Consider the following 14,232-nt stretch of genomic DNA (forward strand, 5'->3'; position numbering starts at 1 on the left):
AGGAGGCCGGCCGCCCGCGGCGGGCGCGGGCGGCCGGAAGGGGGTGGGTCAGCCGGCGAGGACGGCTTCGGCCGCCGCCACACCGCAGACGCGGGCGGCGCCGTAGGTGGCGATGTGCAGGGCGCCGCGCGGGGGTGCCTGCGGCAGGCCCATCTCCACGACGACGGTGTCGGGGCGGGCGGCGAGCAGGGTGTCGAGCGCGGAGCGCATCCAGTCGTGCCGGTGTGCGTCGCGGACCACGGCGACGATCCGGCGTCCGCCGGCGGCGGCGAGTACGGCGGCGCCGGCGTCCTCGCCGGTGAAGGAGCCGGCGGCGGTGCCGGGCAGCAGCCGCTGGAGTTCGGCGGCGACACCCCACGGGGTCTGGTCGCCGACGGCGATGTTGGGGGCCGGGTTGAACTGGGCGACGTAGGCGGGTCCGGTGACCGGGGCGGCGGTGCCGGCGCGGGTCACGGTCAGCGCGCGGCGGGCCGCGATCAGGCCGATCTCCGGGTCGGGCGGGGTCTTCTCCGCGTCGCCGCGGGCCGCGGCGGTCCAGGCGGCCAGGTCGCGTACCCGGGCCGCCGCGTCGGCGAGCCGCTCCTCGGGCAGTTCGCCCGAGCGGACGGCGGCGACCAGCGCGTCCCGGAGGCCCAGCACGGTGTCCTCGTCGTTCAGTCCGCCGCCCACGCAGATGGCGTCGGCGCCGGCCGCGATCGCGAGGACCACGCCGTGCTCCAGGCCGTAGGTGCCGGATATCGCGCGCATCTCCATGCCGTCGGTGACGATCAGGCCCTGGTAGCCGAGTTCGCCGCGCAGCAGCTCGGTGAGGACGCGCCGGGACAGGGTGCCGGGGCGGTCCGGGTCGAGGGCCGGGACGAGGATGTGGGCGCTCATGATCGCCCGGGTGCCGGCGGCGATCGCGGCGCGGAACGGGGGCAGTTCGCGCTCGTAGAGGGTGTCGGCGTCGACGTCGATGCGGGGTACGGCGTGGTGGGAGTCGACGTTGGTGTCGCCGTGCCCGGGAAAGTGCTTGGTGCAGGCGGCGACGCCGGTGGACTGCAGGCCCTCGACCCAGGCGGCGGTGTGCCGGGCGACCAGGCCGGGGCTCGCGCCGAAGGAGCGGACGCCGATGACGGGGTTGTCCGGGTTGGCGTTGACGTCGGCGGAGGGCGCCCAGTCGAAGTTGACGCCGCAGGCGGCCAGGCGCCGGCCCAGTTCGCGGGAGACGGCCCGGGTGAGGTCGGGGTCGTCGACGGCGCCGAGGGCGTGGTTGCCGGGGAAGGAGGAGCCGGTGCGCACGTCGAGGCGGGTGACGTCGCCGCTCTCCTCGTCGATGGCGACCAGCAGGTCGTCCCGTTCGGCGCGCAGCTGCGCGGTGAGGGCGGTGACCTGCTCCTCGCTGACGACGTTGCGTCCGAACAGGGCGACGGAGGCGAGGCCCTCACCGAGGCGGCGGCGCACCCAGTCGGGCGCGGTGGTGCCGTCGAACCCGGGCTGCAGCACGGCGAGGGCGTCCCGGGTGAGAGTGTCGCCCGCGGCGGATCCGCCGTCGGACGCGGCGGTGGCGATGGTGGTCATCGGGGGCGTCATCCCTTCACGGCGCCGTCGGTCAGACCGCTGACAGCCTTGCGTTGCAGGAAGATGAAGAGGATCAGGATGGGCAGCGCGAACAGGGACGAGGCGGCCATGGTGGCGCCCCAGTCGTCGCCGAAGGCGGTCTGGAACTGCGACAGCCACAGCGGCAGGGTCTGCGCTTCGACGTCCTTGTTGAGGATCAGGACGAGCGGGAACTCGTTCCAGGCGGTGATGAAGCCGAACAGCGAGGTCGCCATCAGGCCGGGGGCGAGCAGCGGGAAGATCACCTTGATGAACGCCTGGGGGCGGGTGCAGCCGTCGACCATCGCCGACTCCTCCAGCTCCTTGGGCACCGCGGCGACATAGCCGCGCAGCGTCAGGACGGTCAGCGGGAGCACCATCATCATGTAGATGACGGTCAGCGGGACCAGGCTGTCCAGCATGTCGTTGTCACGGACGAGCATGTAGATGGCGATGATCATGACTTCCCAGGGAGCCATCTGCGCCAGCATGAACGTCACGATGAGACCGCGCCGGCCCTTGAACCGCATCCGGGCGAGCGCGAAGGCCGCGAGCAGGGCGATGACGAGCGAGAACACGACCGACAGGACCGTGACGGTGACGGAGTTGACCACCAGGGTCCAGAAGTGGTCGGCGTCGATCGCCTTCTTGAAGTGGTCGAGGGTGGCGTGGGTGGGGAACCACACCGGGTCGTCGGAGATGATGTCACCGGTCGGCTTGAAGGCCGTGGCGAACATCCAGTACACGGGGAACGCGAAGCCGACGAAGAGGACGACGGCGGTCGCGTTGGGCCAGATACGGCCGAAGAGCGAGCGCTTCACAGCTCGTCCTCCTCTTGCTTGAGCACCAGGCGCAGGTAGTACGAGGTGATGACGAGCAGGACCAGGATGGTCAGGAAGGAGATCGCCGCGCCGACACCGAAGTGCTGGTTGCCGACTCCCTCGACGTAGGCGTAGATCGGCAGGGTCTCGGTGAGGTGGTCGGGGCCGCCCTCGTTCATCGCGAAGATCTGGGCGAAGGCCTTGAAGACCCAGATGACTTCGAGGAAGGTCGTCGCGAGCAGGAACGGCCGCAGGAAGGGCATGGTCACCGAGCTGAAGCTCTTCCACGCGCCGGCGCCGTCCAGTGAGGCGGCCTCGTACAGCTCCCGGGGGATGGTCGTGGTGGCCGCGTAGAGGTTGATCGCCACGAAGGGCACGGACTGCCAGACGATGAGCAGGGTGACCACGGCGAAGGTGGAGAACTGCGTCTGGAGCCAGTTGTGGTCGGCCATGGAGTGCCAGCCGAGCTTGTCCAGCACCCAGTTGACGACGCCGAAGCGCTGGGCGAACAGCCACTGGTAGACGGTGGTGGCCGCGACGACCGGCATGGCCCAGGCGAGCACCAGGCCGAGCATCAGCAGCAGCCGCATCTTCTTGCCGAGCCGGGCGAGCAGCAGTCCGATCAGGGTGCCGAGCGCCATGATCAGTACGACGTTGACGGCGGTGAAGACGACGGAGCGCTCGACGACGCGCCAGAAGTCCCCGCCGGTCAGCACCTCCCGGTAGTTGTCGACGCCGTTCCACTCGGTGAGGTGCTGGATGAGCTGTCGCGCGTTGAGGTTCTGGAACGACAGCAGGCCGTTCTTGACCAGGGGCCAGCCGAGCAGCACCACGGTGGCCAGCAGCGCGGGCAGCAGGAGCAGGTAAGGGGCGGCGGCGCGGCGCCGGGAGGGTGCCCCGACGGTGTGGCCGTCACCTCGCGGCGGGGCCGGCACCCGGGCCTTGCGGACAGCGGGCTCCCCGGCCGTGTCCGTGCCTTCGGTCTGCACTGACATGCGTTGTCATCTCTTCCGTGGCCGTACGAAGGCCGTACGAACGACTTCCTCGGCCGTACGCACGGCGTCCGGGGCCGTACGACGGCACAGGTGTGCCGGGGGCGCCCCGCGGGGCGCCCCCGGCGCGGCCATCAGTTCTGCTGGGCCAGGCGCTTGTTGATGTCGCCCTCGACCTGCTTGGCGGCGTCCGCCGGGGACTTACCGTTGAGCACGGCGGTCATGTAGGACTTGATCGGGTTCGGGTTGTTCTCCACCGCGCCCCACTCGGGGATCAGCGGGGTGGTGCCACCGGCCGCGGCACCGGGCGCGGCGGCCTCGGCGACGGCGTTGCCCTTGAGGTTGGACTCCAGGGACTGCTTGTTCGGGATGACGCCGTTGAGCTTGGCCAGTTCGCCCTCGTACTGGTCGGACAGGGCGATCTTCAGGAACTCCTTGGCCAGGGCCTGCTTCTTGCTGCCCTCGGCGACGGCGAGGTTGGAGCCGCCGAGGAAGACGCCCTCGGGCTTGTCCGCGGTCTCGCCCGGGATGGTGAAGTAGCCGAGGTCCTTCTCGATGGCCTTGTTGGCGGTGACGGCCGTACCGGCCTCCCAGCCCATGCCGATGAACGCGCCGGTCTTGCCCTTGGCGAAGATCTCCGCCTGCTGCGGGGTGGCCTCGTCCTTGTCCTTGGGGGCCTTGGAGAAGGCGGCGTACTTCTTGTAGATGTCCATGGCCTTGGCGACCTTCGGGTCACCGAGGTTGGAGACGTACTTGTCGCCGTCCTTCTTCACCAGGTCGCCGCCCTGGCCGATGATCAGACCGTCGAAGAAGTACCAGTTCTGGCCGGGCAGGTAGAGGGGCTCGGCGTCGGTCTTCTTGTCGATGGTCTGAAGGTCCTTGAAGAACTCGTCCCGGGTCTTCGGGGTGTCCTTGATGCCGGCCTGGGCCCAGATCTTCTTGTTGTAGATGACGACGCGGTTGGCGAAGTACCAGGGGGCGGCGTACTGCTTGCCGTCGAAGACCGAGGACTGCGAGACCGACGGCGTCCAGTCGGCGCCGATCTCCGTCTTGAGGTCGCTCAGGTCGGCGAGGCCGCCGGTGGCCGCGTAGGCCGGGGTCTGGGTGTTGCCGACCTCCAGCACGTCCGGCGGGGTGGACTCGGAGAGGGCGGTGGTGATCTTCTGCTGGATCCCGTCCCACTTCTGCGTCTCGAACTTCAGCTTCGCGCCGGTCTTCTTCTCGAAGGCCGCCGTGACGTCCTTGACCCACTGGTCCGGCGTGGAGCCGTCCATCGCCCAGACCGTCAGGGTCTGGCCCTTGAAGCTGTCCGGTCCCGCGTTCTTGCCACTGTCGTCGTCGTCCCCGCCGCACGCCGACACGGAGACCATCATGCCCGCGATCACGATCGCGGCCGCAAGCTTGCGCTTCACGCCACCCTCCTCAGGGATGCCACTAACCCCCCACGCCCTCGGCGGTGACCTGCGTACGACGCTGTTGCACGTAGGGCTCGGGACCTGGCCACTAATGGTGTAGACCAGTACGGTGGAGCTTGGCCTAGACCTTTTGGAGTGTCAAGGGTGGTTCGGAAAGCCGGTCCCGGCCGTTACGAGAAAGTCACCGGAGCGCGTCCGTCCGGATCCATCCCTTTCGCCCCGGCCCGTTCAGTTGGACTAGACCATAGGGCAGTTGGTCGCTATAACGGGAGCCCATCGACACAGCCGGGAAGGCAGGCATGACCACCGACGTCAGCAGCGCCCAGCCGCACAGAGGGGCATCCGGCCGCACCGCGCGCGTGCCGAAGTACTACCGGATCAAGCAGCAGTTGCTCAGCATGGCCGATGCGCTGCAGCCCGGCTCGGCCATGCCCGCGGAACGTCTGCTCGCCGTCCGCTTCGACACCTCGCGGACCACCGTCCGGCAGGCGCTCCAGGAACTGGTCGGCGAGGGCAGGCTCGACCGGATCCAGGGCAAGGGCACCTTCGTCGCCCAGCCCAAGCTGTACCGCACGCTCCAGCTCACCTCGCACACCGAGGACATGCGCGCCCAGGGCCTCACCCCCGCCTCGCAGACGCTGGACATCGGGGAGATCCCCGCGGACGAACAGCTGGCGGGTCTGCTCGGCATCGGGATCGGCGAGCGGGTGCTGCGCATCGAGCGGCTGCGGCTGGCCAGCGGCGACCCGATGGCGATCGAGACCACCCACCTGTCCGTGCGGCGCTTCCCCGGCCTGCGCCGGTCCCTGGCCACCTGCCCCTCGCTGTACACGGCGCTCGCCGAGGTGTACGGCGTCCATCTCGCCGAGGCCGACGAGACCATCGAGACCTCGCTGTCGACCCCGCGCGAGGCGCAGTTGCTCGGCACCGACGTGGGGCTGCCGATGCTGCTGCTGTCCCGGCACTCGCGGGACGCGGAGGGCGACCCGGTGGAATGGGTGCGCTCGGTCTACCGCGGCTCCCGCTACAAGTTCGTCGCCGCCCTGCACCGGCCGGGCACCACGGTGATCCGGCGGACGACGGCCCCGCCGGACGAACTGAGCCACGCCTGAACCGGAGGTCTCCGCCCGCGGGCCGCGGCCGGAACGCCGGGCCACCCGCACCGTGCCGTCCGCAGCGGGGCGAGCGGCGGCGGCCGAGGACGCGACGGCCCACGACCCACAGGACGCGACGGCCCACGGCCCGGCGGCATGAGCGCGTCCGGCCGGCCGGACGGGCCACGCCCCGGTCAGCGACGGCACGCGGGAGCGGGGCGCCTGACGGGCCGCCGGAAACACGGACGTCCGGCCCCTTCGGCAAAGGGCCGGACGGCGGTCCCCGGGGTCACTTCCGAGCGAGCTTGACGTCCCGGTCCGTCACCGCGTGGAAGTTCGGCAGCAGCAGGATGCCCGAGGGGCGCAGCTCCGTGAGGGTGGCCTCCACATGCGCCTTGCCCGCCTTCAGCTTCTCCGGGTCCGCCTTGCCGGAGTTCTCCCAGCGGTGCTCGGCGCCGTCGCACTGCGCGACACTGCCGCCGATGCCGTGCCGGAGGCCGGGGTCGCTCTGGCTGACCGAGGAGCTGATGAGCACCGGTCCGGTGCCGGCGGTGCAGCGGTAGGTGCCGGAGAGCAGCACGGTGCCGTCGGGCGTGAGCCGGCCGGCGGAGTCGACGGTGATGGTCTCGGCGGGGTCGGCGACGGCCGGGCCGGCGGCGGCGCACAGCAGCGCGGCGGCGCCGAGAGCCGTGGCGAGGGCGGGGCGTACGGGCATGGGATACCTCCCGGGTCCAGAGGGTCGAGGGTTCCCACTCGTACCCGGCGGCCGTGCCGGGGGACGTGACCGTCACCCCATCGGTGGCGCGTCATGGCCCCGTCCGGTCCGGTCACGGCGGACGCGCCGCCCGAGCGGGCCCGCCGGCTACGGCAGTACGGCGAACCCGTCCAGCTCCACCAGCGCCCGCTCGTCCCACAGCCGTACGACCTCCACGACCGCCATCGCCGGATAGTCGCGGCCCGCCGACTCCTGCCAGATCCGGCCCAGTTCGCGCGCGTGGGCGCGGTAGGCGGCGACATCGGTGGCGTAGACGGTGACCCGGGCGAGGTCGGCGGGGGTGCCGCCGGCCGCGCGCAGGGCGGCGAGGAGATTGCCGAGGGCCCGCCGGAACTGCTCGGGCAGGGTGTCGCCGGTGATCTTGCCGTCTCCGTCGAGGGCGGTCTGGCCGGCGAGGAACACCACCCGGGACCCGGCGGCGACGACGGCGTGCGAGAAGCCCGTGGGCGGGGACAGCTCGGGCGGGTTGACGCGCTCGGTGGTCACCGGGTCTCCTTCTCGGCCGTGGCGTACAGCTCCTTGGCGATGATGCCTCGCTGGACCTCGCTGGCACCTTCGTAGATACGGGGGGCGCGCACCTCGCGGTAGAGGTGTTCGAGGAGGTGGCCGCGGCGCAGGGCACGGGCGCCGTGCAGCTGGACGGCGGTGTCCACGACGTACTGCGCGGTCTCGGTGGCGAGCAGTTTGGCCATCGCGGCGCGCCGGGGCACGTCGTCCGCTCCCCCGTCGTACGCCGAGGCCGCCGCGTACACCATCAGCCGGGCCGCCTCGGTGCGCAGGGCCATCTCGGCGACCTGGTGGGACACGGCCTGGAGGTCCCGCAACGTGCCGTCGAACGCCCTGCGCCGGCGGGTGTGGTCCACGGTGGCGTCCAGCGCGGCCTGGGCCATGCCGACGGCGAAGGCCCCGACGCTGGGGCGGAAGAGGTTGAGGGTGCCCATGGCGACGGCGAAGCCGCGGTCGGGTGCGCCGAGCACGTCGGCGCCGGTGACGGGCACGGCGTCGAAGTCGAGGGTGCCGACGGGGTGGGGCGAGAGCATCTCCAGCGCACCGCCGGTGAGTCCGGGCCGGTCGGCCGGGACCAGGAAGGCGGTCACCCCGCGGGCTCTGCTGTCCGGTGTGGTGCGGGCGAAGACGGTGTAGAAGTCGGCCTCGGGGGCGTTGGAGATCCAGCACTTGGCGCCGGTGAGCCGCCAGCCGGTGCCGTCCGGCTCGGCCGCCAGGGCCAGCGCCGCCGCGTCCGATCCGGCTCCGGGCTCGCTCAGCGCGAAGGCGGCGACCGCGCTGCCGTCGGCGACCCGGGGCAGCCAGCGCTCGCGCTGGGCCGGGGTGCCGTGCGCGTGCACCGGGTGGCCGCCCAGCCCCTGCAGGGCGAGGGCGGTCTCCGCCTCGGTGCAGGTCTGGGCGAGGGACTCCCGCATCAGGCACAGGTCCAGCGCGCCGGAGCCGAACAGCCGGGCGAGCAGTCCCAGGCGGCCGAGTTCGGCCAGGAGCGGCCGGTTGACACGGCCGGGTTCGCCCCGGTCGGCGAGCGGGCGCAGCCGTCGGGCGGCCAGCTCGCGCAGCTCGGCACACCAGGCGGTCTGCTCCGGTCCGAGCGAGAATGCGGACACAGCCGGCCCTCCCTCCGGGACGGCCGCCACGACCGTCCCCACCATGCCTCCGGGACGGCCGCCATGGCCGTCCCCGCCACCGTCCGGGACGCGCCCACGGCAGCCCCGGAATGCTCCGGGACGGCCGCCGCGGCCGTCCCCCGCCCGTCGGGGCGGCCACCACGGCGCCCTCCCCGGTACTTCCCCGGGTCGGCCCCGCTGTCCCTCCCACCGACGTTATCGCGCACAGTTGACTGCCGTCACCAACACGATACGCTGAGGTTCCCCCCTCTGGGGGAGCGCGAGCCCACCAGGAAGCCCGTCCGGACGTCTGTCACGGCAAGGGGGCGCACCGCCATGCATCTCTCGGCCCATGTCGACACCTTCGCGCGGGACCATCTGCCCCCGCCGCACGAATGGCCCGAGCTGCGCTTCGACCTGCCGGAGCTGCGCTACCCCGATCGGCTGAACTGCGCCGCGGAACTGCTGGACCACGCCGACCCGGCCCGCCCGGTGTTCCGCACCCCGGCCGGCCCCACCTGGACGTACGGCGAACTGCGCGCCCGGGTCGACCGGATCGCGCACGTGCTCACCGGCTCCCTGGGCGTGGTCCCGGGCAACCGCGTGCTGCTGCGCGGCCCCACCACGCCCTGGCTCGCCGCCTGCTGGCTCGCCGTGCTGAAGGCGGGCGCGGTCGCGGTCACCGTGCTGGCCCAGCAGCGCCCGCACGAACTGGCGACCATCTGCGCGATGGCCCGGGTGGGACACGCGCTGTGCGACATCCGGACGGTGGACGACCTGGCGAAGGCCGCGATACCCGGGCTGCGGATCACCACGTACGGCGGTGACACACCCGACGACCTGCTGCGCCGCCCGGCCCCCGGCACCCCCTACCCCGCGGTGGACACCGCGGCCGACGACGTCGCCCTGATCGCGTTCACCTCCGGCACCACGGGTCGCCCGAAAGGGTGCATGCACTTCCACCGGGATGTGCTGGCGACGGCCGACACCTTCTCCGGACATGTGCTGCGCCCCCACGAGGACGATGTCTTCGCCGGCAGTCCCCCGCTCGGCTTCACCTTCGGCCTCGGCGGTCTGGTGATCTTCCCGCTGCGGGCCGGGGCCAGCACGCTCCTGCTCGAACAGGCGGGGCCCCGGCAGATGCTCCCGGCCATCGCCGAGCACCGCGTCTCGATCCTCTTCACCGCGCCGACCGCCTACCGCGTCATGCTGGACCACCTGGCGGGGCACGACGTCTCGTCCCTCAGGCGCTGCGTGTCGGCCGGCGAGAACCTGCCCGCGGCCACCTGGCGCTCCTGGCTGGACCGTACGGGCCTGCGCATCATCAACGGCATCGGCGCGACCGAGCTGCTGCACATCTTCATCTCCGCCGCCGACGAGCAGATCCGGCCCGGAAGCACGGGGCTGCCGGTACCGGGCTGGCAGGCACGCGTCCAGGACGCCGACGGCACGCCCGTGCCCGACGGCGAGCCCGGCCTGCTGGCCGTGCGGGGACCGGTCGGCTGCCGCTATCTCGCCGATCCACGGCAGCGGGAGTACGTCCGAGGCGGATGGAACATCACCGGCGACACCTACGTCCGCGAGGCCGACGGCTACCTCCGTTACGTGGCCCGCGCCGACGACATGATCATATCCGCCGGTTACAACATCTCCGGGCCGGAGGTCGAGGACGCGCTGCTGCGCCATCCCGACGTGGCCGAGACGGCGGTCGTCGGCCGCCCCGACGAGGCCCGCGGCCAGGTGGTCGTCGCGTACACGGTGCTGCGCCCCGGAGCCCGGCGGGACGCGGACGCGCTGCGCGCCTTCCTCACCTGCGAACTGGCGCCCTACAAATGTCCGCGCGCATTCGTCTTCCTCGACGCGCTGCCCCGCACGGCCACCGGCAAACTCCAGCGGTTCCTGCTGCGCACCGATGGTGACCAGCAGTGATGCGGACGACCTAAAATGATCAACGTGTCCGAGCAGCACGCCCCCAGGTCCCTCATCGTCACGCTCTACGGTGCGTACGGCCGCTTCATGCCCGGCCCGTTGCCCGTCGCCGAACTGATCCGGCTCCTGGCCGCGGTCGGCGTGGACGCGCCCTCCGTGCGCTCCTCGGTGTCCCGGCTCAAGCGGCGCGGCTTGCTGGTGCCGGCCCGCACGGAGTCCGGCGCGGCCGGGTACGAGCTGTCGGCGGAGGCTCGCCAGTTGCTGGACGACGGCGACCGGCGCATCTACGCCGCCGCGCCCGTGGCCGACGAGGGCTGGGTGCTCGCGGTGTTCTCGGTCCCCGAGTCGGAGCGGCAGAAGCGGCACGTGCTGCGCTCCCGGCTGGCCGGCCTGGGCTTCGGCACCGCGGCGCCGGGGGTGTGGATCGCCCCGGCCCGCCTCCACGAGGAGACGGAGCACACCCTGCGCCGGCTGCGCCTGGATCCGTACGTGGACTTCTTCCGCGGCGAGCACCTCGGCTTCGCGCCCACGGCCGAGGCGGTGGCCCGCTGGTGGGACCTGACCGCGATCGCCAAGGAGCACGAGCGCTTCCTGGACGCGCACGCGCCCGTGCTGCACATCTGGGAGCGCCGTCCGGGCACCCCGCCCGAGGACGCCTACCGCGACTACCTCCTCGCCCTGGACTCCTGGCGCCACCTCCCCTACACCGATCCGGGCCTGCCCACCCACCTCCTGCCGGCCGACTGGCCGGGCGTCCGCTCGGCCGCGGTCTTCCGGCGCCTGCACGAGAGGCTGCGGGACGCCGGCGCGGAGTTCGCGGGACTGTGACGCCGGGCCCGGCCGACAGGTCGCCTCAACTCCCCAGCGTGAGCCGGGGTTTGGGGGCGTCGGTGCGCCCGGTGCGCGGGCGGCGGCTGCCCGCCCGGTAGGGCGCGGGCCAGGTGACGCCGGGGCCCTCGTAGCCCTGCTCGGCGGCCGCGTGCAGGGTCCAGTGCGGGTCGTACAGATGGGGGCGGGCCAGCGCGCACAGGTCGGTACGGCCCGCGAGGATCAGCGAGTTGACGTCGTCCCAGGAGGAGATCGCGCCGACCGCGATCACGGGCACGCGGGCGGCCTGCCGGATCCGGTCGGCGAACGGCGTCTGGTACGACCGCCCGTACTCCGGCTGCTCCTCGGCCACCACCTGCCCGGTGGAGACGTCGATGGCGTCGGCACCGTGCGCGGCGAAGGCGCGGGCGATCTCGACGGCCTCCTCGGCGGTCGTCCCGCCCTCCGCCCAGTCGGTGGCCGAGATCCGGACGGTCATCGGCCGCTCGGCCGGCCACACCCCGCGCACGGCGTCGAAGACCTCCAGCGGGAACCGCAGCCGCCGCTCCAGCGAGCCGCCGTAGGCGTCGGTGCGCCGGTTGGTGAGCGGGGAGAGGAAGCCGGAGAGCAGATAGCCGTGGGCGCAGTGCAGTTCGAGCAGGTCGAAACCGGCCCGGGCGGCCCGCCAGGCGGCGGCGGCGAACTGCTCGCGGATGTCGGTGAGCTGGGCCCGGGAGAGCTGGCGCGGGATCTGGCCGTCCGGCCTGTACGGCAGCGGGGAGGCGGCGACTAGGGGCCAGTTGCCGGTGGGCAGCGGCTCGTCCATGCCCTCCCACATCAGCCTGGTGGAGCCCTTGCGGCCGGAGTGCCCGAGCTGCACGCCGATCGCGGTGCCCGGCGCCTGACGGTGCACGAAGTCGGTGACACGCCGCCACGCCTCGGCCTGCCGACCGGTGTACAGCCCGGCACAGCCGGGGGTGATCCGGCCCTCCCCGCTGACGCACACCATCTCGGTCATCACCAGGCCGGCCCCGCCGAGGGCGCGGGCGCCGAGGTGGACGAGGTGGAAGTCGCCGGGGATGCCGTCGGTGGCGGAGTACATGTCCATCGGGGAGACGACCACCCGGTTGCGCAGGGTCAGGCCGCGCAGCCGGAACGGCGTGAACATCGGGGGCGTGCCGGGCGCGCAGCCGAACTCGCGCTCCACGGCCCCGGTGAAACGGGGGTCGCGCAGCCGGAGGTTGTCGTGGGTGACACGGCGGCTGCGGGTGAGCAGGTTGAAGGCGAACTGGCCGGGCGGCTGGCGGAGGTACAGCCGCAGGTTCTCGAACCACTCCAGGCTGGCCCGGGCGGCCCGCTGGGTGGAGGCGACGACGGGCTTGCGCTCCTCCTCGTAGGCCGCCAGCGCGCCGGGGACGTCGGGGTGTTCCGCCAGGCAGGCGGCGAGGGCCAGGGCGTCCTCCACGGCGAGCTTGGTGCCGGAGCCGATGGAGAAGTGGGCGGTGTGGGCGGCGTCACCGAGGAGGACGACGTTGCCGTGCGACCAGCGGTCGTTGACCACCGTGCGGAAGGTGGTCCAGGCCGACTTGTTGGAGCGCAGGGGGCGACCGCGCAGCGCGTCCGCGAAGAACTTGCCGCAGCGTTCGACGGACTCCCGCGGATCGGCCTCGTCGAGCCCGGCCGCCCGCCAGACCTCCTCGCGCATCTCGACGATGACGGTGGAGGCGTCGGCCGCGTAGGGGTAGCCGTGCAGTTGCATCACGCCGTGCTCGGTCTCGGCGATCTCGAAGCGGAAGGCGTCGAAGGCGAAGTCGGCGGCGAGCCATATGTACCGGCAGCGGTGTTCGGTCACCCGGGGGCGGAACACGGGGGCGTAGGTCTCGCGGGTGGTGCTGTGCACTCCGTCGGCGGCCACGACGAGGTCGTACGCGGCGGAGAGGGCGTCCGGGTGCGGGGCCTCGGCCCGGAAGTCGATCCGCACGCCGAGGGAGTGGCAGCGGTCGTGCAGGATCTCCAGGAGGCGGCGGCGGCCGAGGGCGGCGAAGCCGTGGCCGCCGGAGCGGTGGGTGGCGCCCCGGTGCACGATGTCGATGTCGTCCCAGCGGACGAAGTCCTGCCGCAGGGCCTCGTAGACGACGGGATCGGCGTGTTCGATGCCGCCCAGCGTCTCGTCCGACAGCACGACTCCGAAGCCGAAGGTGTCGTGCGGGGCGTTGCGCTCCCAGACGGTGACGTCCCTCGCGGGGTCCAGCCGTTTCAGCAGGGCGGCGGCGTAGAGGCCACCGGGGCCGCCGCCGACGATCGCCACGCGCATCGGGGGCTCACCTCCCCCGCCACTTCGGCGGGCGCTTCTCCGTGAAGGCCGCGTGGAACTCGGCGTAGTCCTCGCCGTTCATCAGCAGGGCCTGGGTCGAGGCGTCCAGCTCGACGGCGGCCGCCAGCGGCATGTCCAGCTCGGCCGTCAGCAGGGCCTTGGTCTGGGCGTACGCCAGCGCGGGGCCGTCGGCCAGCCGGCGGGCCAGCGCGCGGGCCGTCTCGTCCGCCCGCCCCTCCTCGGCCAGCTCGCTGATCAGGCCGATGCGCTCGGCCTCGGTGGCCCGCACCGGGTCGCCGAGCATGAGGAGACGGGTGGCGTGGCCGAGGCCGACGACCCGGGGCAGCAGGTAGGCGGCACCCATGTCGCCGCCGGACAGGCCGACCCGGGTGAAGAGGAAGGCGAAGCGGGCGGAGGGGTCCGCGACCCGGAAGTCGGCGGCCAGGGCGAGGACCGCTCCGGCGCCCGCGGCCACCCCGTGCAGAGCCGCGATCACCGGGAACGGGCACTCCCTGATCGCCCGGACGACCTGGCCGGTCATCCGGTTGAAGTCGAGCAGCTGGGCGGTGTCCATGGACAGGGTGGCGCCGATGATCTCGTCCACGTCGCCGCCGGAGCAGAAGCCGCGCCCCTCGCCGGCCAGCACCAGAGCGCGCACCGAGCGCTCGCGGGACAGCTCGGCGAGCAGGTCGCGCAGGTCGGCGTAGGCGCCGAAGGTGAGGGCGTTGAGTTTGTCGGGGCGGGCGAGCGTGACGGTGGCCACCCCGTCGTCGGTCCGGACCCGCAGGTGGGCCCAGTCGGCGGTGCGGGCGGCGGAGCCGGTGAAGGGACTCATGACGTGCGGCCTCCTTGGGCGGCGGTGCCGTACGTTGCTCTGTCCCACGAAGTTATCAC

12 protein-coding genes are annotated in these 14,232 nt (G+C 72.6%); 3 read left to right on the plus strand and 9 right to left on the minus strand.

Going from position 1 to position 14,232, the window contains the following annotated elements:
* Positions 1–48: 48 nt before the first annotated feature.
* The 4 genes from ACZ7KF_RS01480 to ACZ7KF_RS01495 form a co-directional block, all read right to left on the minus strand.
* Positions 49–1,560, minus strand: a complete 1,512-nt coding sequence (locus ACZ7KF_RS01480; protein ID WP_471068167.1) for a glycoside hydrolase family 3 protein — start codon at positions 1,558–1,560, stop codon at positions 49–51.
* Positions 1,561–1,568: 8 nt separating this feature from the next.
* Positions 1,569–2,399, minus strand: coding sequence for a carbohydrate ABC transporter permease (locus ACZ7KF_RS01485; protein WP_471068170.1), 831 nt, complete (start codon positions 2,397–2,399; stop codon positions 1,569–1,571).
* Positions 2,396–3,394 (minus strand): carbohydrate ABC transporter permease, encoded by a 999-nt coding sequence (locus tag ACZ7KF_RS01490; protein WP_471068172.1) that lies wholly within the window; start codon positions 3,392–3,394, stop codon positions 2,396–2,398. The genes ACZ7KF_RS01485 and ACZ7KF_RS01490 overlap by 4 nt, the downstream gene beginning before the upstream one ends.
* Positions 3,395–3,525: 131 nt before the next feature.
* Positions 3,526–4,803, minus strand: coding sequence for an extracellular solute-binding protein (locus ACZ7KF_RS01495; protein ID WP_471068175.1), 1,278 nt, complete (start codon positions 4,801–4,803; stop codon positions 3,526–3,528).
* A 302-nt stretch (positions 4,804–5,105) separates the two neighbouring features.
* On the opposite strand from ACZ7KF_RS01495, the gene ACZ7KF_RS01500 reads away from it, so the two are divergent.
* Entirely contained in the window at positions 5,106–5,918 is an 813-nt protein-coding gene (locus tag ACZ7KF_RS01500) for a GntR family transcriptional regulator (RefSeq protein ID WP_471068178.1), read from the plus strand.
* Positions 5,919–6,189: 271 nt separating this feature from the next.
* Here ACZ7KF_RS01500 and ACZ7KF_RS01505 read toward each other — a convergent pair whose 3' ends face one another.
* The 3 genes from ACZ7KF_RS01505 to ACZ7KF_RS01515 form a co-directional block, all read right to left on the minus strand.
* Entirely contained in the window at positions 6,190–6,615 is a 426-nt protein-coding gene (locus ACZ7KF_RS01505) for a DUF6299 family protein (RefSeq protein WP_471068180.1), read from the minus strand.
* 147 nt (positions 6,616–6,762) lie between these two features.
* Positions 6,763–7,161 (minus strand): RidA family protein, encoded by a 399-nt coding sequence (locus ACZ7KF_RS01510; RefSeq protein WP_471068182.1) that lies wholly within the window; start codon positions 7,159–7,161, stop codon positions 6,763–6,765.
* Positions 7,158–8,288 carry an acyl-CoA dehydrogenase family protein gene (locus tag ACZ7KF_RS01515; RefSeq protein ID WP_471068184.1) on the minus strand — a complete coding sequence of 377 codons (1,131 nt, stop codon included), beginning with the start codon at positions 8,286–8,288 and terminating at the stop codon, positions 7,158–7,160. Before ACZ7KF_RS01515 ends, ACZ7KF_RS01510 begins: the two co-directional genes overlap by 4 nt.
* Positions 8,289–8,624: 336 nt before the next feature.
* Between ACZ7KF_RS01515 and ACZ7KF_RS01520 the strand changes: the two genes are divergently transcribed.
* Positions 8,625–10,217 carry an AMP-binding protein gene (locus tag ACZ7KF_RS01520; protein WP_471068187.1) on the plus strand — a complete coding sequence of 531 codons (1,593 nt, stop codon included), beginning with the start codon at positions 8,625–8,627 and terminating at the stop codon, positions 10,215–10,217.
* Between the two features lie 15 nt (positions 10,218–10,232).
* Positions 10,233–11,045 (plus strand): PaaX family transcriptional regulator, encoded by an 813-nt coding sequence (locus tag ACZ7KF_RS01525; RefSeq protein WP_471068189.1) that lies wholly within the window; start codon positions 10,233–10,235, stop codon positions 11,043–11,045.
* A 25-nt stretch (positions 11,046–11,070) separates the two neighbouring features.
* Here ACZ7KF_RS01525 and ACZ7KF_RS01530 read toward each other — a convergent pair whose 3' ends face one another.
* Positions 11,071–13,338 (minus strand): bifunctional salicylyl-CoA 5-hydroxylase/oxidoreductase, encoded by a 2,268-nt coding sequence (locus ACZ7KF_RS01530; protein WP_471068191.1) that lies wholly within the window; start codon positions 13,336–13,338, stop codon positions 11,071–11,073.
* Positions 13,339–13,345: 7 nt separating this feature from the next.
* Complete coding sequence (locus ACZ7KF_RS01535) at positions 13,346–14,173, minus strand: enoyl-CoA hydratase family protein (protein WP_471068194.1); 828 nt, start codon at positions 14,171–14,173, stop codon at positions 13,346–13,348.
* Positions 14,174–14,232: the final 59 nt, after the last annotated feature.

This window comes from Streptomyces sp. NPDC038200 (assembly GCF_055600785.1).